This is a genomic window from Telmatocola sphagniphila, assembly GCF_018398935.1.
Classification (GTDB): Bacteria; Planctomycetota; Planctomycetia; order Gemmatales; family Gemmataceae; genus Telmatocola; species Telmatocola sphagniphila.
This window is the reverse complement of sequence record NZ_CP074694.1, coordinates 3,713,116-3,733,964: the sequence shown is the minus strand read 5'-3', so window position 1 is coordinate 3,733,964 and position 20,849 is coordinate 3,713,116. Positions and strand designations below refer to the sequence as shown.

General features: G+C 52.9%; 14 protein-coding genes, 2 tRNA genes, 2 rRNA genes and 1 pseudogene. 10 read left to right on the top strand and 9 right to left on the bottom strand.

Going from position 1 to position 20,849, the window contains the following annotated elements; translation table 11 throughout:
* Window positions 1–10 precede the first annotated feature (10 nt).
* From KIH39_RS14780 to KIH39_RS14770, 3 genes and pseudogenes are all read right to left on the bottom strand, one after another.
* Window positions 11–1,542 (bottom strand): annotated as a pseudogene (locus KIH39_RS14780) (IS1380 family transposase).
* Between the two features lie 144 nt (window positions 1,543–1,686).
* Window positions 1,687–2,013 (bottom strand): PadR family transcriptional regulator, encoded by a 327-nt coding sequence (locus tag KIH39_RS14775; protein WP_213494003.1) that lies wholly within the window; start codon window positions 2,011–2,013, stop codon window positions 1,687–1,689.
* A 171-nt stretch (window positions 2,014–2,184) separates the two neighbouring features.
* Window positions 2,185–3,237, bottom strand: coding sequence for an SMI1/KNR4 family protein (locus KIH39_RS14770; protein WP_213494002.1), 1,053 nt, complete (start codon window positions 3,235–3,237; stop codon window positions 2,185–2,187).
* 210 nt (window positions 3,238–3,447) lie between these two features.
* Here KIH39_RS14770 and KIH39_RS14765 point away from each other — a divergent pair, with 210 nt between their 5' ends.
* The 3 genes from KIH39_RS14765 to KIH39_RS14755 all read left to right on the top strand — a co-directional run bounded on the left by KIH39_RS14765 (window position 3,448) and on the right by KIH39_RS14755 (window position 6,228).
* Window positions 3,448–3,981 carry a DUF2617 family protein gene (locus KIH39_RS14765; protein ID WP_213494001.1) on the top strand — a complete coding sequence of 178 codons (534 nt, stop codon included), beginning with the start codon at window positions 3,448–3,450 and terminating at the stop codon, window positions 3,979–3,981.
* Window positions 3,982–4,024: 43 nt separating this feature from the next.
* Window positions 4,025–5,503, top strand: coding sequence for a hypothetical protein (locus KIH39_RS14760; RefSeq protein WP_213494000.1), 1,479 nt, complete (start codon window positions 4,025–4,027; stop codon window positions 5,501–5,503).
* Between the two features lie 167 nt (window positions 5,504–5,670).
* Window positions 5,671–6,228, top strand: a complete 558-nt coding sequence (locus KIH39_RS14755) for an HD domain-containing protein (protein ID WP_213493999.1) — start codon at window positions 5,671–5,673, stop codon at window positions 6,226–6,228.
* 4 nt (window positions 6,229–6,232) lie between these two features.
* Here the strand turns inward: KIH39_RS14755 and KIH39_RS14750 are convergent, their stop codons facing one another.
* The 3 genes from KIH39_RS14750 to prpB form a co-directional block, all read right to left on the bottom strand.
* Window positions 6,233–6,397 carry a hypothetical protein gene (locus KIH39_RS14750; RefSeq protein WP_213493998.1) on the bottom strand — a complete coding sequence of 55 codons (165 nt, stop codon included), beginning with the start codon at window positions 6,395–6,397 and terminating at the stop codon, window positions 6,233–6,235.
* A 30-nt stretch (window positions 6,398–6,427) separates the two neighbouring features.
* Window positions 6,428–7,546: a citrate/2-methylcitrate synthase gene (locus KIH39_RS14745; protein WP_213493997.1), complete on the bottom strand. Its 1,119-nt coding sequence runs from the start codon at window positions 7,544–7,546 to the stop codon at window positions 6,428–6,430.
* Between the two features lie 106 nt (window positions 7,547–7,652).
* Window positions 7,653–8,546 carry a methylisocitrate lyase gene (gene prpB, locus KIH39_RS14740; protein ID WP_213493996.1) on the bottom strand — a complete coding sequence of 298 codons (894 nt, stop codon included), beginning with the start codon at window positions 8,544–8,546 and terminating at the stop codon, window positions 7,653–7,655.
* 335 nt (window positions 8,547–8,881) lie between these two features.
* Between prpB and KIH39_RS14735 the strand changes: the two genes are divergently transcribed.
* From KIH39_RS14735 to KIH39_RS14715, 5 genes are all read left to right on the top strand, one after another.
* Window positions 8,882–8,955, top strand: a tRNA-Ile gene (locus KIH39_RS14735).
* A 39-nt stretch (window positions 8,956–8,994) separates the two neighbouring features.
* Window positions 8,995–9,067: transfer RNA gene (locus tag KIH39_RS14730), tRNA-Ala, on the top strand.
* 417 nt (window positions 9,068–9,484) lie between these two features.
* Window positions 9,485–12,312 (top strand): 23S ribosomal RNA (locus tag KIH39_RS14725).
* A gap of 88 nt (window positions 12,313–12,400) precedes the next feature.
* Window positions 12,401–12,509, top strand: a 5S ribosomal RNA gene (gene rrf / locus KIH39_RS14720).
* A gap of 892 nt (window positions 12,510–13,401) precedes the next feature.
* On the top strand, window positions 13,402–13,566 hold the full coding sequence (locus KIH39_RS14715) for a hypothetical protein (protein WP_213493995.1): 165 nt from the start codon (window positions 13,402–13,404) through the stop codon (window positions 13,564–13,566).
* Window positions 13,567–13,597: 31 nt separating this feature from the next.
* On the opposite strand, the gene KIH39_RS14710 is transcribed toward KIH39_RS14715, so the two are convergent.
* Entirely contained in the window at window positions 13,598–16,165 is a 2,568-nt protein-coding gene (locus KIH39_RS14710) for a c-type cytochrome domain-containing protein (RefSeq protein ID WP_213493994.1), read from the bottom strand.
* Window positions 16,166–16,252: 87 nt separating this feature from the next.
* Between KIH39_RS14710 and KIH39_RS14705 the strand changes: the two genes are divergently transcribed.
* Window positions 16,253–17,386, top strand: a complete 1,134-nt coding sequence (locus KIH39_RS14705) for a lipoate--protein ligase family protein (protein ID WP_213493993.1) — start codon at window positions 16,253–16,255, stop codon at window positions 17,384–17,386.
* A gap of 5 nt (window positions 17,387–17,391) precedes the next feature.
* On the opposite strand, the gene KIH39_RS14700 is transcribed toward KIH39_RS14705, so the two are convergent.
* Together KIH39_RS14700 and KIH39_RS14695 are read right to left on the bottom strand one after the other, a co-directional pair.
* The gene (locus KIH39_RS14700) at window positions 17,392–18,285 is read right to left on the bottom strand and encodes a DUF58 domain-containing protein (RefSeq protein WP_213493992.1); all 894 of its coding nucleotides are present in this window, start codon (window positions 18,283–18,285) and stop codon (window positions 17,392–17,394) included.
* Window positions 18,282–19,325, bottom strand: coding sequence for an AAA family ATPase (locus KIH39_RS14695; RefSeq protein WP_213493991.1), 1,044 nt, complete (start codon window positions 19,323–19,325; stop codon window positions 18,282–18,284). The genes KIH39_RS14700 and KIH39_RS14695 overlap by 4 nt, the downstream gene beginning before the upstream one ends.
* A gap of 213 nt (window positions 19,326–19,538) precedes the next feature.
* On the opposite strand from KIH39_RS14695, the gene KIH39_RS14690 reads away from it, so the two are divergent.
* Window positions 19,539–20,813: a DUF1501 domain-containing protein gene (locus KIH39_RS14690; protein WP_213493990.1), complete on the top strand. Its 1,275-nt coding sequence runs from the start codon at window positions 19,539–19,541 to the stop codon at window positions 20,811–20,813.
* Window positions 20,814–20,849: the final 36 nt, after the last annotated feature.

The window sequence follows — 20,849 nt, the reverse complement described above, 5'->3', positions numbered from 1 at the left end:
GGTCGAACGATCAGCACCTCAGTGCTTTCAGTAGTCGGAAGAAGATTGGCAAGTGCGGGTTCCAGCCGAGCAATCGATAGACGATGCGGCCGGCCTTCCGGACGATCTGACAAGGCAGAAGCATGAAAGCATTGAGGAAGGTTTTGAATTCCATTTTCAAAACCGACTGCTTCTGGTCCCGATGCTTTTCCCGCCAGCGACCAGGAGTTTCCGGCAACGTCAAGGCCCACCAGGCTTTCAAGTTCCAGGCCAGGGAGGCCATCACCATGTACGCCCAATTGCTTTCCAGATCGTGCAGCGGCGCGTGCAAGGCCCGGCAACCGCCCTTGAGCTGCGCTATCAGATTTTCCTGATTGCAGCGATCGTTGGCTTCGTAGACGACTTCGGCGGCCGTGCACTCCCGGTCGTTGGTGATGTAGAAGAAATAGCGTTCGTCCGGATACAGAACGGATTCGCCTTTTTCCACGGAAAGATTCTTGCGAATCACCACCAGGCGATACGCCGCTTCGGCAAGCGGTCGGTTGGTACTCGAACTCGGCCACCGCTTCGGAGATCAACTTCACATTTACGAATTCCCGCTCTTGGACGATCCGCTCCTTGGTGTTTTCCCGTCGGTGTCGCAACTTCGCTTTCGCCGAGTATTGCGCGGGACAGCTCGAGCTTGTGCCAAGCCGCTTCCGGCAGTTTTTCCGCGATTGCTTCGAGGTTTTGCTTCGAATCGTAGCCGAAATAAAAGCGTACCTTGGCGTTGGCATCCCAGCCGTCGAGGCGAGTGGTCTGCGAGAAATCGGTGTCGCCGCGAAAGACGATCCTGCGAAAGCCCGCTTGAAGGCACAGCAAAAGAGCCCGGTCGAGTTCGACCGCGGCCCCTTCGTGCGAAGGGCGATTGCCGGGACGGTTGACGATGCTCAGCGTCTCACCGGTGTTGGCCAGGGTCACCGCCAGGGGGTGGTAACACCAGTCTCTGTTATAGTTGATGTCCATCCCCGCTTTACGCTCGCCACGCGTTTGGGTAAAGCTGCCGTCGGCGTCGATCTTCGCGCATTCCCAAAAGGAATCGGGTTGCTTCGACCAGACGCGTAAACGGGTCTGGTTGAAAGCGTCGATCAAAGCCTGGATGCTGCCACTATCGAAGCGTCGACAAAAGTCGCCCGAAGTAGTCGGGTCGGGAAAACGCTGAGTGCCCAAGGCGTTGAGAAAGTTTTCGTCCGTGCGACGCAGTTCCATGTCTTGCAGGCAGGTACCCCCGCAAAGGGAATTGTAAGCGATGGCCAACACGTGGTCCGATTCCGAGTAAGGCCTTTGAAATTGGAGCAGATGCAGCTTCTCGTCGATGTCGTCGATCAGTCCGATACGCCGGGCCAGAAGGTGCATGGCCCCGAGGCCTCCGCAACTGATCGCCCCCACGCGTTCGGAGACTTCGTAATGAATGTTGGAGGCGTCGAAAGAAGGAGCGAAGGTCATCGCGGCCTCTCGCTTAGCCAGGCGACGTTCGATTCGACTCTTGCATTTTTGAAACCAACGTCCGAAAATAACATTCACTCGAAACTCCTTTTTGCGACTGTCGATTTGTTAAGCGGTTACTTACACAAACCGCAGAAAACAAAAAGGATTTCGAGCTTTCTTCGATAAATCGAAACAATTCCCCAAAAAACTACGCTGTTTTAAGGGCTAGAGTTGCCATCCTTAAATCCCCTCTAATAAGGTTGAAATGGAGTTCGATACACTTTTCCAGTAAGAGGAATGCAGGCGTAATTTCCGGAAGCCTGCTTCCGTGAGTCGATAATAGCGCCGAGTTGGCCCCGCCGTAGAAGCTTCCGTACGCGTGGCGAGCAGATTCTCCTGCGCAAGTCGGGAAAGTATTGGATAAACAGTGCTCTCCGAAAGATTCAAACCGTTTAGTTCCCGCAGCTTTTCCACAATCCCGTAACCGTAGAGTTCCTCTTTGGCTAGCACGGCAAGTACCGCTAGTTCCGCAAGACCTTTTCGTAATTGCGTCTCAAAGCTGCTCATTATTCACCCGTGCCAGTAGCTACTACGCATAACATAGTAGATAGGCCTAATGCCTGTCAACACTAATCTGGCGAAGCAAATTAATTAACATGTTGTGGATGAAAATTTAAATAAAGAATTGTGGAAAAGTGAAAATATGGAAAGGAGGTGGAACCTTTCCATATCTCCCCCTCACTTCGGCACCAAACCAATATCCGTTTTCAGCACCGGTTTGCCCCCCTCGTATTGAGTATCCTGATACCAGACCAAACCGGTTTGCGCCAGATCCCACAAGAAGAAGGCAAAACTCGGCGCGGTCAATAACCACTTCTGGCCGTCGTCCGAATACCAGCGAACGTAGACCGTGCCGTCCGTCTGACCATTATCGAACACCAGCCACCAGTCGTGATCTCCCTGATGCGGCACCATAAACAGTAAAGCGTTATCGCCCAAAAGGCCTTCCGCTTTTTTGCCCCGTTCCAGACTCCAGTCCCGCTTGACCAATTTCAACAGCGAAGGATTGTTGGGATGACAGGCGTCAATTGCGGTAGATGCCCCGGTGCGACCGAGGATGCGTTTGAAATTCTCCGGCAGCGAAAGGGAATTTTCTTTCTCAAATTCCTCGAGGAAAGCCGTCGTATTTTTATCCTCCTGCGATTCTTCCAAGCCAAGCGCCTGAACCGTATCCGTTAGACGCACATCCCGCGGCAACTCGGCGGGGTTCCGACCGGCCATTCTTGTCTGGTTCCAGTACAGCTTGAAGTACTCCTTCGGTTGCTCCGAGTTGAGTTTCTGATGGATCACTTTCAAAGGCAGACCGAGGTTCAGAAACAACCGATAGCTCGAAGGCGGATCCAGAGCGAGGGTGTTCAGGGCGTCGCCGTCCACTTTAAAAAGGTGGTGGCAGTGCTGGTCCCAGATTTGATTCGTGACCTCCGGTTCGAGTTTGTAGCCGAGCAGTTCCAGCGCGGCGGCGAAATCCGTTTTGGTCAGGGTGGTCCGATTGGAACTGAACTTCGCGAACATTGCCGGCCAGTGAAGATCATCGTCGAAAGTGATTTCCTCGCGGGTCACGCCCTGCCAGTATTTCAGGATCAGCATCGACTTGATGTCAAGTTCCACCTTAAAGGTGCCATCTTCATTGACGCGGCGGATCGTCGCCTCGCCCCACTGATGACCGGGACCGGTCACGCAGCGAGAGCCGGCAAACGGTCCCTGCGGCGGTCGAGCGGTACTATTCGGCATGTTAAAAGTCGCTTTCGGCGTCAATATTCCCCAGGCATTCAAAGTATCTCTGCTGAACTTAGCGGATCCAAGGATCGGCCGCGAGCCTTATTTTAACAATTGGTCCTTTGAACTTTGAAAAAGCTCAATCTCTTACGGTAAGTAGGTCAGTTACCGGTCGCCATTGAGGGAATTTGGAAAGCAAGCTATAATTCGCGCAAGGAGGGAAATGTGCTGCGACCTCGGGTCCGAGATCTGGAGTTCCATCTGTACAGCCGGCCGGTTCATCCGGAGCTGTTTCAGACGTTCATGCTGCGCACTGTGCAGAAGGACGATTACCAGATTTCCGTACGTCTCACACCCAGTGGCCACGTTTTGACCTTTCGTAACCCGCTTTTCTGGCTGACCGAAGTCACCTCCGTCCGCAATCAGCCCTTGCCCTCGCACGGCCATTTGATGGGGCACCGCTTCCAGGGCGAGCGTAACGATACCCTGCATCCGATCCCGGAATTTCGCTATTGCACGACCACCCAGGTCGAGTCGCTTTCCGAGGTCCATTTCGAGAAAGTGCAGTCGGAAATCATTTCCGATGGCTCCAAAAGCGGCCTTCTGTTTCGGTTCAATCCCCAAAATCGCCTTTTCCTGACACCGGTCAGCTACATGTCGGTTCAGGCCGGGCGGGGAATTCTTTCCATAACGGCTTTACACACTTTCCCTTCAGAAAATACTGTGGTGAAAACCATTTCTCTGATAGAAAAATCCTAAATTCCCATTAGGGACAATTTGTCATTGAATTTGGGGTTCAGCTATGCTCCGACGATCTCTGCACCTGTTGTGGGCGGGTTTTGTTGTTTTCGGTCTGGCACAGTCCGCTCAGGCCGGGCCGCCGCTTTCCGAACTGATGAACTACTTTCCGGAGACTACCAATGCGATTCTGCGGATCCAGGTAGCGGATATTATCAAGTCTCCACGGGGCGTTCGCGAAAAGTGGGGGCAGAAGGAATCGCTCGAATATCTGGCCGGGACTATTCCCATTCACCCGTCCATCGAGCGCGTGATTATCGGTTCGCAATTCGATCCGCACAATAACGTCAGCGAACTGTCGATCAGCTTAATCCCGACCACTAAGGAAGTTTCCCTGGACCGGCTGGCCGCGAAGTTACACGGCACGGTGGAAGAAATCGGCGGCGAAAAAATGGCCGTGGGTCCCCAGAGCGGCTACTACGTGAGCCTGCACCCGGAATTGCTGGCCAACGTCGCCTCCAAGCAGCGACAGGTAGTTTCCAAATGGCTGAAATTCGCCCGCGCCAACACTAAGAGCGTGGTCACACCGTATCTGCAGAACGCCGTAGTCTACAGCGGTTCCGCACACATTATGATGGCCGTGGAAACGGACGATATGATCAACCCGATGGGCCTCCGCCGGGCCCTGGAAGCTTCGAAGATCTACGCAGAGGATCTGAAGACGATGGAAGTGGCTCAGCGATTCCTTTCCGCGCTGAAAGGGGTGCGAATTGCTGTGACTTTCGGGGAAACCACCCGGGCCACGATTTACCTCGATTCCCGAATCAACGCGACGAACAACCTGACGAGTCTGAAGAATTTCCTTCTCTACATCATGGATCAGAACGGCACCACCCTCGAAGATATGCCCGGCGCTAAAGTGCGAGTGGAAAATAACTCGGTGATTTTCGACCTGGGATTCAGCGATAGCGACCTGATGAAAATGACTTCCATCTTGGGAACACCGATCGTTTCCCCGAGTCTGGCGAATATCACCACACTCGAAGTGATGCCTTCCGGGCCGGATGGCCGGGCTTCGCATCGCTACTACCGCACGATCAATCAATACATTGCCGAACTGAAGCGAAATACCCAGTTAAATCCCAAGCCACCCGAAGCCGCCAAGCATGCCCAGTGGTACGAAGTTTATACCCGCAAAATGTCGCAGGTTTCGGTGCTGAACGTCGATCCGGAAGTGCTGGCTTTCGGTCAGGCGACCGAAAGAAAGTTTATGGCCATTGCGGAGTCGCTGCGCGGCACTCCCATCGAGCTCGACAAGTTGCAATCGCAGAAGTACTACTTCAACTACGGTGGCAGCATCTTCTGGGGGAATGGCTACATCTCCTCGAATATTCCCGAGATTGAAGCCAAGCAGTGGGCTCTCATCCAGAAGGACGAGGAAAATCGCAAGCAGGCTTGGAAGATGATCGATTACGATAAGAAATCGTTGCGGGATCGCATGCTGGTGAAGTACAAGGTCGATTTCGACGAACCTTTGAAATAAGTTGGCAGTCCAGGCTCCTGGCGACTTACTCAACTCGTGAAAAGACGGTGAATTAGCCTTTCACCGTCTATGTTCTTTTTCTGACCACGATAACACATCGTTAGTTATTGACTACGAAGAGGGACAAAATCCTGTCAGCCCCCTCTGCAACGGAAAAGGAACCTCTCATGCACGATTGCGTAAACGAAATCTTCGAACTGTTTGCCAACCGGGGGCAGAAACTCTACTTCGGGGAAGAGATTTCCGAGGAAGCCCACGCATTACAGGCCGCCTACCAGGCCGAGAAAGCCGGCGAATCGGATGCTGTGGTGGTAGCCGCCTTGCTTCACGACATTGGCCACTTGCTGCATGGCATGTCGGAAAACATCGCCGACCAGGGGATTGATGGCAAACATGAAGATGCCGGAGAGGAATGGTTGAAGAGTTACTTAGGCCCGGAAGTGACCGAACCGGTACGGTTGCATGTCGAGGCCAAACGCTATCTCTGCGCCATCGATCCGAGGTATCAGGCTGCTTTATCTCCGGCCTCGCAATTGAGTTTGCAATTACAAGGTGGGCCGCTCAATGCGGAAGAACGAGCGAAATTCGAAGAGAATCCCTACTATCGCTCGGCGGTGAAGGTGCGGGGCTACGACGATCAGGCCAAGATAGTCGGGCTGGAAGTCCCGACTATCGAGCATTATCGCGAGAAAATTGAAGGTTTGCTGAGGCCGATCTGCGCCTGAAGAATTAACCGCGGGAGCCGCGCGCCAATCGGAAAATTCCGACCAGAATCAGGATTCCGCCTACGATGGCGATGCCCGGCCCGCTTGAGGTCCCTTTGAGCACCAAGTTGCCGGAAAGTCCTCCGGCTACGAATACGATTCCGATGATAATGTTGACAATCCCACCCATGCGAGTCTCTCCCCTCTGAAGGGTTCGAACTTAAGCCCTTTCCGCGATCGGGGGAACGACGCGATCGGCTGGGCCTTTATAGAGGCCGCGCGGGCGAATGAGCCGATTGTTCTCCATCTGCTCGATAACGTGAGCGCTCCAGCCGGCGACGCGAGCTGCCGCGAAAATTGGCGTATATATCGGGATTTCCAGGCCGAGGGCGTGGTACAGGCGACCGGCCGGCCAGTCGACGTTCGGAAACATCTTCTTTTGCTCGGCCATCAACCGCTCGACGATATCGGCAGTCACTTCGTAGTGCGTTGTACCAGCGCGGGCCGCCGCTTGGGAAGCATATTTTTTGCAAATTCCCGCACGAACATCCCCTTTTTTGCAGACGCGATGCCCAAATCCCATGATCCGTTCTTTGCGGGCCAAGGCGTCCATCACCCATTTTTCCGCGTTGGCCGGACTGCCGATCTCATCGAGCACGCCGACAACTTTTTCGTTGGCTCCGCCGTGCAATGGTCCTTTAAGAGCCCCGATGGCGCCCACCACGCCGCTGTGAAGATCGGACTGCGTGGAAACGATGGTCCGAGCGGTGAAGGTGGAAGCATTGAACTCGTGATCGGCGTAAAGAATGAGCGACACATCGAAGGCTTTGGTATCTTCGGGAGTCGGTTTCTCCCCGCGAATCATATAGAGGAAGTTGGCCGCGTTGTTGAGTTCCTGCGAGGCGGCAACCGGTTGTAAACCCTTGCAGTAGCGGAAGTAATCGGCGATCGCGACGGGGAGTTGAGCGATCAATCGTTCGGCTTTTCGGAGGTTGGCGTCTGTCGAGTTATCGCTGACATCCTGATCGAAGTGGGACAGAACCGATACCGAGCTGCGCAGCGCATCCAGTGGATGGGTCCACTTGGGTAACGATTTGAGAAGATCGCGAAGCGGTTGAGTTAGTCGACGGGCCGCATTGACCCGGGCGGTGAAATCGGCGAGCCGCTTGGCATTGGGAAGTTCGCCGTAGAGCAGCAGGTAGGCCACTTCTTCGTAGCTGCAGTGTTCCGCCAGATCCTCGATGGCATAGCCTCGATAACGGAGGCTTTCATCCACCGAGGATACACTGGTTTCACCGGCGATCACACCTTCGAGTCCGGGAGAGTAAGCTGGAGTCATTCGCATTCACCTGCATGGGAAAGATGTAGAGCGGAGGGTTTTGCACGCCGTGGGATCACTGGGATTCAGAAGCCTTCTTGCGAAAGATTCCCTGAACCCGTTGTGACTATTGTAATTTGCGTCCGAAGTAGGTCGCATCTCTTTTTTCGTAATCGGTGTAGTTCAGGAGATCGTAGAGTTCCGCTCGTGACAGCATTTTGTCGAGTAACGGTTCTTGGGTAGGGCCTTTTTTGATCTGTTCCAGAGCCATACGGGTCGCGAACAGAGCCGCCCGATAAGCACTTACCGGGTAAAGAACCATTTTGTAACCCATCTGAGCAAGCGTTTCTCTGGGAATTAAGGGGCTTTTGCCAAATTCGGTCATGTTCGCCAGGAGCGGAGCATCGACTTCTTTGGCGAATTTTTCGAATTCCTCGACGGATTCCAGAGCTTCCGGAAAAACCGCATCGGCGCCGGCTTCCAAATAGACTTTTGCCCGGCTGATGGCCTGATCGAAATTGCCGACGCCGCGAGCATCGGTGCGGGCGATAATGGTGAAGTATTTATCCGTTCGCGAGGCCACGGCCGCTCGGATTTTGGAGATCATGGTGGCGGCATCGACGAGCGTTTTTCCCGATAAATGACCGCATCTTTTGGGCATTTCCTGATCTTCGAGGTGAATTCCCGCAGCGCCAGCTTCTTCAAAAAGTTGGACGGTGCGCTCCACGTTCAGGTTTTGTCCGAAGCCGGTATCGGCGTCGCAAAGCAAGGGAATCGCGGTTGCCCGGCAGATTTCCCGGGCAGCTTCGACGAATTCCGGCAGGGTAACGATGCCTACATCGGGGAGATTTTTGCTAGCGGAAAGGGCCGCCCCCGAAAGGTAGATCGCACGGAAGCCAATTTTTTCAGCAATTTTTGCGACGAGCGGATGGTAGACGCCGGGAATGGGAAGGCACTCCTGATTCCAAGCTTGTTGCAGACGGAAGCCGGGCGATTCGATGGGCGCAAGTGCTGTAGCCATATTGGGTTCCTAAGAGAGGGTTTTCATACAATATTTACAAGTCTCAACTGTATGGGGGATGGGTGTTGATCCTTTCGGGGGCTGTTCCTGGGTGGGCTGCGAAAACAATTTGGAATTATTTTGGCCCGCGCTGTTGCCGCCCGAACCCTACGGGGATATTATTCTCTTTCCAACAGTGATGGTAACGTCCTGCGTGAGTATTACGAGTTGATTATTCAAGATCGAATCGTGATTGCAACATAACTCTCTGGATTCCAGTTCGGAACTCAGAGAGCCAAACCTAATCGGTTTGGCTTTTTGCTTTAGATCTTTGAATCTTGAGTAAGTTGTGCAGCGGGCGTATAGCTCAGTTGGCTAGAGCGCAGCTCTGATAAAGCTGAGGTCCTTGGTTCGAATCCAAGTACGCCCACTCGAGTTGGAAGGTAAAGCTTTCGACTCAGCTTTATCCGGGGGTGTAGCTCAACTGGGAGAGCACTAGCTTTGCAAGCTAGGGGTTAGGGGTTCGACCCCCCTCACCTCCAGGACCATCCGGTGGGTTAGTGAAACGTCGAAAGAATAAAATTCTGAGACGGGTTGACACTAACTGGATGGGTTACTAAGATTACTAAGCCGAGACGCAAGTGCTGAAATGACAAGAACTTGCGACAAGGTGATGTAAAGTTTCAGATCGAAAGAGCCGATAAGGTTACAGACGATCTGAAATGATATGAGCCGGCCCGATAGGGTTGGCAGTTTTGATCTTTGACAAATTGGTTGGGTAAAAAAGTTGCATCCAAACGATGCTCTTATATTGGTCGGCATGGGCCGAGATGTAGGGGCAGCAATTTGCGATCTCAACATGAGCCTTAGAATTTGAGAATGAGAAGATCGAATATCGTCGATCAGGCTCCTTCTTAGGCCGAATAAGGGGTAAAACCTGAATTGGGTTTGAGAAGTGTGGCCAAGCTAATAAGGGCGTGTGGGGGATGTCTAGGCACTAGAAGGCGAAGAAGGGCGTGGAAGACTGCGAAAAGTCCGGGGGAGCTGTCAAACGAGTTTTGATCCCGGAATCCCTGAACTAGCATACACTGAATCCATAGGTGTATGCGGCGAACGGAGGGAACTGAAACATCTCAGTACCTCCTGGAAAAGAAAGCAAAAGCGATTTTCCTAGTAGCGGCGAGCGAACGGGAAACAGCCCAAACCGGTGAATCTATTTCGCCGGGGTTGTAGGACCGCATTTAAGATTCGATAGTCTAGCTGAACGCTTCAGGAATGGGCGACCATAGAGTGTGAAAGTCACGTAAGCGGCAGACGAAACGACTGAGCGGTATCCTGAGTAGGACCATGCACGTGAAACGTGGTCTGAATCGGCGGGGACCATCCCGCAAGGCTAAATACTCTCTAGTGACCGATAGCGAACAAGTAGCGCGAGCGAAAGATGAGAAGAACCCCGACAAGGGGAGGAAAGTGAACCTGAAACCACATGCCTACAAGCGGTCGGAGGACTATGCCCGCAAGGGAATGTCTGACGGCGTGCCTTTTGCATAATGATCCGGCGACTTACCGTAACTGGCCAGATTAAGCGCTTATGGCGCGGAGTCGTAGCGAAAGCGAGTCTTAAAAGGGCGATCAGTCAGGTGCGGTAGACGCGAAACCACGTGATCTACGCATGGCCTGGATGAAGTGGAGGTAACACTCCATGGAAGACCGAACTCACGAGTGTTGAAAAACTTGGGGATGAGCTGTGTGGAGGATTGAAAGTATCATCAAACGTGGAGATAGCTCGTTCTCTCCGAAATAACTTTAGGGTTAGCGTTAGGATAGTTGGCACTGGGGGTAGAGCGACTGAATTCGAAAGGGGGCCTACCCGGCTACCCTTCGAAACCAAACTCCGAATACCAGTGTACCAAGTCCTTGCAGTTAGACGGTGGGGGATAAGCTTCATCGTCGAGAGGGGAACAACCCAGATCACCTGCTAAGGTCCCAAATTTATGCTCAGTGCGAAAGGAAGTTGGATTCCTAAGACAGCCAGGATGTTGGCTTAGAAGCAGCCACCATTTAAAAAGTGCGTAATAGCTTACTGGTCGAGGGATCCTGCGCCGATAATGAACGGGACTAAGCATAAAACCGAAGCAGTGAATGCGCAAGCATGGTAGGAGAGCGTTGTCAACAGGGCGAAGTGGTACGGATAACGAGCCATGGACAGTTGACAAGTGATCATGCCGGAACGAGTAACGATAAAACAGGTGAGAATCCTGTTCGCCGTAAACCTAAGGTTTCCTGGGGAAGGTAAATCCGCCCAGGGTTAGTCGGACCCTTAGTCGAGGCCGAAAGGCGTAGACGATGGACATACGGTTAATATTCCGTAACCGATTTATGCGATCGAAGGCGTGTGACGTTGATTTGAAGGAGTACCGCCTGCTAGATTAGGCGGGTCGAAAGACGAGGGCTTTTACGATCCCGAAGTCTCTAGATTATCAACCAAGAAAAGCCACTGCCGGACAATTAAATCGACCGTACTAAAACTGACACAGGTAGGTGAGATGAATATTCTAAGGCGCTCGAGAGAACGCTCGTGAAGGAACTCTGCAAATTAACTCCGTAACTTCGGGAAAAGGAGTGCCACCATCCGTGGTGGTCGCAGTGAAAAGGTTCTAGCGACTGTTTACTAAAAACACAGGACTCTGCGAACTCGTAAGAGGAAGTATAGAGTCTGACGCCTGCCCGGTGTCGGTAAGTTAAGGGAGACGGTTAACCGTAAGGTGAAGCTGGCGACCGAAGCTCCGATAAACGGCGGCCGTAACTATGACGGTCCTAAGGTAGCGAAGTTCCTTGTCGGGTAAGTTCCGACCTGCATGAATGGCGTAACGACTGGAACACTGTCTCCACGAGCGACTCGGTGAAACTGTAGTTGTCGTGAAGATGCGACATACCCGCAATTAGACGGAAAGACCCCGTGAACCTTAACTGTAGCTTGGTATTGGGTTTAGACCCAACATGCGTAGTGTAGCTGGGAGACTATAAAGGCGCGCTCTCGGGCGAGCTGAAGTCGTCGATGAAACACCAGCCTTGTTGTGTTTGAATTCTAACCCCGACCCGTGAATCCGGGCGGTGGACAGTGCTAAGTGGGCAGTTTGATTGGGGCGATCTCCTCCTAAAAGGTAACGGAGGAGTCCAAAGGTACCCTCAGCCCGGTTGGCAATCGGGCTTCGAGCGTAAAGGTATAAGGGTGCTTGACTGCGAGGAGGATGCTCCGAGCAGGTACGAAAGTAGGGCTTAGTGATCCGGTGGTTCTGAATGGAAAGGCCATCGCTCAACAGATAAAAGGTACTCCGGGGATAACAGGCTTATCTCCTCTGAGCGTTCATAGCGGCGAGGAGGTTTGGCACCTCGATGTCGGCTCATCGCATCCTGGGGGTGGAGAAGCTCCCAAGGGTTTGGCTGTTCGCCAATGAAAGCGGTACGTGAGCTGGGTTTAGACCGTCGTGAGACAGGTCGGTCCCTATCTGTTGCGGGCGCAGGATACTTGAGAGGCTTCCTCCCTAGTACGAGAGGATTGGGAGGGACGCACCTATGGTGTGCCAGTTATGACGCTAGTCGTATCGCTGGGTAGCTACGTGCGGAATGGATAAACGCTGAAGGCATATAAGCGTGAAACTTCCCTCAAGACTAGGTATCCTTGCTTTGCTGAAGTCTCCCGGTAGACGACCGGGTATATAGGTCAGATGTGTAAGGATAGTAATATTCTAAGCTAACTGATACTAACAGACGAACGCTTTGCCACACTTTTCAAACTCAATGAGTTCTTGAAGAGATCGTGGAAGTTTGATTGCAACAACCCAACCAATTTGTTTCTGATATACAGGCGATTTGCCGGTGAGCTTACCTGGAAGGCCACACCCGTTCCCATTCCGAACACGGTCGTTAAGCTTCCAGGGCCGATGATAGTGCTTCCAGCGCGAAAGTAGGTTATTGCCGGCTTTTTTACAAGAAAACCCATCTCGGTAACGAGGTGGGTTTTTTTTATGCGCTTAGAATCTATTTATTAGCTTTCAGCTTTCAGCTTTCAGCGGTCAGCTAGGATTATAAGAGCTCTGGCCAGATGAGCAGTAAACGACATATTCAGGAAATGAGAAAAAAGAGGCCAGTGATCAAGTGTCTGCTGACGTAAGGGTGAGTTGTCTAGGAGCCCTGGCTCATATCAAATCATTGCCAGTTCGTTCACTGAAGAGTATTCACACGACTATCTGCAATGAAAGCTGAATGCTGACCGCTGAAAGCTGACCGCTGAAAGCTGACCGCTGAAAGCGCCCTATACAATTTACAATTTTACAATTTGTCTCTGTACTTTTTGCACACGGGATACAATTTTCCTCCTCGAGAAATTGGCTGACTTTTCATAAGTCCCATCATAACAACCACTTGTGATGTAGATGACTGGAAATCTTCTCTTTGGCATGACAGCTGCATCACTTTATTTCACTTAAAGCCGACCTGGGTCGGAACAGAGAATTAGAGTCCTGAGCCGGAACTCAGGACAGGACCTTGTGAAGGCAGATCTTAAAATCTGCCTTCACAAGGTATCCACCAACAGGAAGGAATCCCTCAGTATTCAGCGAGTTTTCCCCCCGATCATTTGCTGATTTGAATAAACAGCACCTCCCCCGGTGCTCTTATGCGAAAGCCCAACCCCCTTGGGCTACCTCCTCCCAAACCCACGCTGAACCCCCAGCGTGGGTTTTTTCTTTTTCCAGCTTAATTCTCATAATTAAACCGAATTTTCCCTGAAAATCCGGCTTTATTTTGCTTTACAAAGTGCGAATTATGAACTATCAAGGACTTCTGGTTTTTGTAGGAATGCAAAGGTTCTAAAATGCGTTTCCGTCCTGTGGTGCTGCTTTCGCTCTGGACCCTGCTCATCGGGCCTGTCCTAGCCATGCCTACACCCTGGAGCGGCTCTAAGACTCAGGCACTCCAACCGATTACAACCCTGGAAAAGCCGATACATATTCCGCATATTAGCGAACTTCGCAAATAGCCTGTTTTACTCCGTCCGATTTTTGCAATTCTCAATCATTCTTCCAGAATTTAAATCCCGCCTCTTTTGTCCCCGCAATAATTTGTTTGTTGCTCGAGGTACAAAAAATTCCGGCTACCGATTGTGGTAAAGGGCCAAATGTTTTGTGCGGTTTGGCGTTCCCGAAGTTCCAAACGGATATTTTGTTATCGGATCCCGCAGTCAGAAATCGTTTTTTGTCCGCTGAGACGGCCAGGAAAGTCAGAATTCCATGGCCGGTCTGCCACTCATTAGATTTATTTTTTGAAACAAAATTCCACCGCTGAACGGTTCCTTTTTCCCCCGCCAGCACCAATTCCTGGTCGTTTAAAAAAATAATTCCGCGAATAGTTCCCCCGCCTGGAAGCAGTTCCGAAAGAATTTTTTGGGTACCGATATCAAGAATTTGGACTTTCGAATCGAACCCAACGGCTAATTTGTCGCCCGCTGAATCTAGGGCAAAAAAGGAGATCGGCAGGCCAAAATCCCATTTTCGAAAATATTCTTTCGGATTTTTTCTCTCCCAGGCGAGCAGTTTTCCATCCATCCCGGCTGAGAAAATTGTCCCCGAAGGTCCAAATTTCACCTGCGTGACAGTACTGTCGTGACCTTCAAAGCGAATTTTTTCCTCGAATATTTTTCGTTCCCAAACTCTTACCGAGCGGTCAGCAGACCCCGAAACCAGCCATTCTTCGTTCGCTGAGAGGTCAATCGCCCACACCGCCGCGGAGTGCCCGATGAATCTTTTCCCGTCTCTTTGGCCTTCCACATCCATCACTCGAATCGTTTTGTCGCCGGAAGCCAGAAAGGCTGTCCGACCATCGCCGGTAAAAACCATCGCGTTCGCCGTTCCCGAAATATTTTCCAAAGGATCGACATCCCCGGTGTTGTCGGGCAAGCGGCCACTATCCCGGTTCGCCTGGAAAATATGGCCTACCTGGAGGCCCGTGACCAGATCCGGATAGGCTTGAAGCCAGACCTGGCGAGGAATCACACCTCCGGACACGCGAAGTGCCCCCACATTGCGATTCAAGTCGTGGAGATTTGCCAGACGATTTTGCATCTCTTCGAAAGGTAAACCCAATTCGGCCGCGGCCTGGATGGCCGTCAGATCTCCCTCGTAACGCTGCGTAAGTGCGATGATGGGTTCATTTTTCGATTTCGGCGTACCGGTCATTGCCAGCGCTTTTTGAAACTGCTGACTGTCCTGCTCCATCTGTTTCAAACTCCGTTCTTTATCCGGGTAAAGCGATAGAGCGGTCTCCAGATCCCCTTTTTTGAAAGCCCGGGCATTTTTCAAAAGATGATCGTGCATCTGATCGGCCTTGGGCAGAATCCCGGTGATATGACAGCCCATGCAGGAGATGCCCAGCTCCACGGCCCGGTCGGGTCGTTTCGGATCGCTGACGATTGCCACCGGCGCTTTATCCAGGCGGTTATTCACGGCGTTCATGATGAAGTAGGCCTGTAAACCGTTGGGCAGTCGAAAAATGGCCTCTCCGCCCGCGTGCTGGAACTGCTCGACCAGATTTCCCGGCCCCAGGGGATAGGCAAACACATTGCGGCGATCGGGGAGGAGATTGCCGCGATCCACCAGATTCTGGGGAACTTCCTCGAAATCATACGTTCGCCAATAATATCCCGTCGAGCCGACGTGCCGTTCGAGTATGCGATTGTTTTTAGAGATGCCCGATCCGTTGAATGCCACACGAATCACGCGGTCCTGTTGGATGTCAATTTCCGATTCCACGCGGAGTTGTCGTTCCAACTCCGGTAACGCGGCTGGCAGGCGCAAAATATCCTGATACAACTGTGGCCGGCTCGCCGTGGCAATCAACCAGTCCCCGCGAATCACGGGAAGCCGACTGGACGAGAGGCTGGCAATAACGCGTTCCAGGAAGCTGTCGGTTTGTATGCCATAAGGGTAATCCTGGAGAATTCGATTCCAGAGAACCGCATCCCAGAGATACCAGCGGAGATCGATGCGATAAAGCGTACCCCGGGCATCGACCTTCTGGGGAATTCGAATCTCCGGATGCCAGGAAAGCGAATTGATCAACTTCGAAAGAGCATTCTGATAGGTCTTCAACTCGTCTTCGTTCGCTCCGGCATTCGAAATGGCCGTGAAGCTGATGTAGCGTTGGAATTTTCGAGAACGGGACTCGATTTTCAGCAGATCGTCCTGAATCCACTGCAGTTCCTGTAACGGCGCGATCCAAGGGGCGGCCGCGGAAGAGTTTTCCAGCTTGGCCCCTTCGGCTATCCACTTGCGAAGTTTTTCTATCTCAGCCGGCGAAGGGCGAGGCACTTCATCGCCCGGGGGCATTTCCCCTTTGACCATTCTCTTTAAAAGAGGCGATTCCTCAGGTTTGCCGGCCACAATCAGCCGTTTTTGCAAGAGCCGATTGAGATCGGTGATGTAATTCATTCCGCCTTCGATCGAGCCGTTCTGGCCATGGCAGCGGTGGCAGTGGGTATTCAGAATCTTGGATATTTCTTTATCCGAGGCGTCTGCTGCTCGGACCGAGGGGTTCGAAAGCAGGGCCAGGACCATAGAATAGAGGAAAAATCGGGTCAACATGAGGATCTCTCAGACGATTGGGCCGATGCTTAGTTGTAACTGAGACGATCTTCAATGGTAAATGGTTTCTTGTAACAAGGTTGTCACTTGAAGCAGGGCGAGTGCAAAAGTCCGGGTGGTAAGTTGGTTTCCGTTCATCTCGAAGTCTTGGAGAACAAGCTCAAAAACGTGAGTTTTTCGGGGGATTTTTTCGTTCATCCGGAAGCGGCGGCGAAAACGAGCCTCGAAAATGTCTCGCGAGCTCTCGAGGGATACTGGGCGGATGCCGATGTGGCGGCGCTGGCCGCCCGCATAAGGGCCGCGTTACCCGTCGAGGTAGAACTGCTAGGCACCTCGTCGGAAGCGATGGCGATCGCCATCCGCCGGGCTGTAGGCGATCTAGCGGTAAATCTCGAATTACCGCTGCCTCGCATCGGGGCGTTTACAGCGGATGAGATTCGCGATTTAACCGAGCGTTGGAAATCCCAGTCCTGGAAATTGATTCCCGAACAAGCCCTCAGTCCCGAACTCAACGTGGCCCTGGATGAAATTCTGCTGGAAGAAGTGATCGCCGGGCATCGCCCCCCCACTTTGCGCTTCTGGCGCTGGAATGCCCCGGCCGTGATTATCGGTCGTTCGCAATCGCCGAGCAACGAAGTCGATCTGGATTATGTGGAACGGGAAAAAATCCGTCTCGTCCGTCGCATGACCGGCGGCGGAGCGATGTTTCTTCAGCCGCACGGGGCCATCACGTATTCGCTCTATCTGCCTGAAACACTTTTAAGCGGCTTATCCATTCGCCAGTCTTACGAAATTTGCGAAGCCTGGCTGATTGCCGGATTGAGAAATCTCGGGGTAGATGCCCACCATGTACCGATCAACGATATCGCTTGTTCGGACGGCAAAATCGGCGGTGCGGCCCAGTGCCGTCGCGGCGGTCACGTTCTGCATCACACCACGCTCGCTTACGACATGGACCCGGGAGAAATGCTCCGGGTGCTTCGAATCAGCCGGGAGAAACTCTCGGATAAAAAGGGGGTTTCCAGCGCCTCTAAGCGAGTCAGCCCTTTGAAACGGCAAACCGGGTTAGAACGCGGTGAAATTGCGGAGAGGCTGTTCGCTTTTTTTCAGACGCAGTTTGGCGGCACGCTGGATGCCATCACTCAGAATGAGTTTGGTCTGGCTGAGAGCAAGGTTGCCGCGAAGTATGGGACCCAAGACTGGACTTTCGATATCAACTGAGGCCGCTAACCGCGCTGGCCGTGCCGACGACGCAAGAAAGCCCCCAGTAATCGATCCATCGGCTCATCGGTTCGCATTCTCAGGTAATCAATTCGCAACTGACGGGTGATTCTTTTGATCTCATCCGTATGTTCCTGGAGCCGACGCAGGTACTCATCGCGCAATTGACGAGGCTGAATTCTCTGCAGATCTTTACCCTCAAGAGATCGAAATTCGGAAGGCCGGGTGAACGGGAATTCGACCTCCTCAGGCGCCAGAATCTGCAGCAGAATGACTTCCTGATTCTGATAGCGAAATTGCTGCAAAGCTCGATGAACCTGGGCCGCATCGTCGAAAATATCGGTGATCAGAATCACGATGGATCGGCTACGGAGATAGCGTTTAGCAATTTCCGTCCAGACGAGGGACAAACCGGTGTCGCGCTGCGGAGTGACGCTTTCCAGCATTTTGCAGATTCGCAGGAGTTGCCGAGGTTGAGCTTTTGTGGGGAGTACCGATCCGATCGTGGAATCGTGCAGGATCAGCCCCACGGCATCCATCTGATGCAACAGCAGGTAGGAAAGTGCGGCCGCCGCCTGCTGAGCAAACTCCCACTTGCTGAGCGGGCTTTTCCCCCGATATTTCATCGAACCGCTGGCATCGACCACTAGCCACGCGCGGAGATTGGTCTCTTCCTCGTACTCTTTGACGAAATATTTGTCGGTTTTGCCGTAAGCGCGCCAGTCGATGTGACGGATCTCGTCCCCCGGGGAATACTGGCGATGCTCGGCGAATTCAATCGAAGCCCCCTTGTAGGGACTGCGATGCGAACCGGTCAGAAAACCTTCGACGACTTGGCGAGCCTGTAAAGCCAGGCCGCCAAAGCGTTTCAGTTCGGTGGGATCGAAGACGCTGCTCATGCGCTCGATTTCCGCAGCCGATTGGCCGCCTCTTCCTGGGGCAACGGGGTGTTTTCCAGAATTCGTTTAATGATCATATCCGTTGAAATGCCATCGGCCTCGGCCTGGAAGCTCGGCATGATGCGATGCCGTAGTACCGGATAGGCCATTTCGCGAATGTCCTCCGTGGTGACATGGTGCCGACCGCGCAGAATGGCCCGGGCTTTGCCGCCGAGGATCAAAAACTGGCTGGCTCGCGGGCCGGCCCCCCAGGTGAGATGTTCCTGCACGAATTTAGTGGAGCCGACTTCCTTGGGCCGGGTGGAGCGAACGATCTCGGCCGCGTAGTTGAAGATGTGATCGCCGACAACGACCTGCCGCACGTAATCCTGATAACGGATAATCTGTTTGGCATCCACAATCACTTCGACCTTGGGCTTCTCCAAAGCCGTGGTCGACTTCATGATCTGGATTTCTTCCGAACGGGTCGGGTAGTCGACCTTCACGGAGAACATGAAGCGATCCTGCTGGGCTTCCGGCAGCGGGTAGGTTCCTTCCTGTTCGATCGGGTTCTGGGTGGCCAGGACAAAAAACGGAGTTGGCAGTGCGTGAGTCCGACCGCCAGCCGTAACACTATGCTCCTGCATCGCTTCCAGCAAAGCAGCCTGCGTTTTCGGGGGCGTCCGGTTGATCTCATCGGCCAGGATCAGGTTGGCGAAGACCGGACCGGCCAGGAAGTCGAACTTCCGCTTGCCGGTTTCGGGATCTTCCTGAAGGATTTCGGTGCCGGTTATGTCGGCGGGCATCAAATCGGGCGTAAACTGGATTCGTTTAAAGGAAAGGTGCATGACCCGGGCGACGGTGCTGACGAGCAGGGTTTTGGCCAGGCCGGGCACCCCGACCAGCAGGCAGTGCCCGCGGCTGAACATGGCGATCAGCATTTGTTCGATGACTTGCTGCTGCCCGACGATCACCTGACCGATCTGGGCGGTCATCCGCTCGTAAATCGCGGCAATTTCCTTGGCAATCTGGCCGTCCGGAGCTTTTTCTGTCGTCGCCATATTTGTAATTCCAGAGCCAAATGCCGCTGTTACGGGAATAATCGAATATCGGACAAATTCTGTCCGAATCTTTTTATCGTTTTTGGAACTAATCCGCCGGGCCACCCGTCTTTTATCATATTCAGATAAGAAATTCCAATTGCTCAAATGAAGTTTAGAACCTAAGCTGATAACAAGAAATAAAAGAGATTACCAACCTCGAAGGGGATTCAAATGTTCGGTACCCAGAATCGTCGGCATTTTATGAGTCACATGGCAGGGATGTCGGCCATGTCCCTTCCGGGATTGGCTTTCTTGAATTCGATTCACGCACAAAGCAAGGAATTGAAAAAGAAACAGAAGAGCCTGATCATCCTGTGGATGGGCGGCGGACCTTCCACGATCGACCTCTGGGATATGAAACCCGGTCACGCCAACGGCGGCGAACACAAGCCAATCAGCACCTCGGTAGGCGGCATCCAAATTTCCGAACACCTGCCGACCGTGGCCAAGCAGATGAAGAACATGGCCATCATCCGCAGCCTGACGACGACCGAAGGCGATCACATGCGGGGCACCACCCTCATGAACACCGGCCGCTCCCCGAATCCGCTGGTCGACTTCCCCTCGATCGGTTCGGTTCTGAGCTACCTCAATCGCGAAAATGAAACCGATCTGCCTTCCTTCATCTCGGCCGGCGGCGGATCACGCGGCCCCGGCTTCCTCGGGATGCGCTATGCTCCGTTCAACGTACAAAACCCCGGTCTTCCTCCCGAAAATATCAAGACTCCTTCGGATGTGACGGCCGACCGCATGAAAACCCGCGAAAGCATGTTCAACAAGCTGGAAGCGGGTTTCCAGCACAGCACCCACCTGGATAAGGACGCTTCGAAGTCCCACCAGGAAGTTTACGGCAAGGCCATGAATCTGGTGGTCAGCAGCAAGAAGGATCTCTTTGCTCTGAACAATCAGTCCGACATTACCCGCTACGGTAATAACAACTTCGGCAAAGGCTGCTTGCTGGCCAAGAAATTAACCGAAGCCGGAGCTGTCGCCGTCGAAGTGTCACTGGGTGGTTGGGACATGCACGCCGGTATCTTCAATGCTCTCGCTACTCGGGCTTTGCCGACGCTCGATAAAGCCATGGGATCTTTGATTGAAGACCTCGAAAAGTCGGGCCGCTTGAAAGACACGGTTGTAGTGTGGATGGGCGACTTCGGCCGAACTCCTCGCATCAATCAGAACGGTGGCCGCGACCACTATCCTCGAGCTTGGTCGGTGGTTGTCGCTGGTGGTAACATCAAGGGCGGCCAAGTGGTCGGCTCGACCGATGCCGGCGGCGAAATGGTCAAAGACAACCCGGTTAAGATCAACAATCTTTATGCGACGATCTATGCCGCACTGGGTCTTGATCCCAAGGCTCAGATCCGCGACAACCTGGGTCGTCCTACCTATCTGGCCGCCGACAAGGAAGCCGATGTGTTGCCGATCAAGGAACTGGTGGGCTAAGTGCTAATCAGAGCGAGAAAATAAACTTAAACGAAA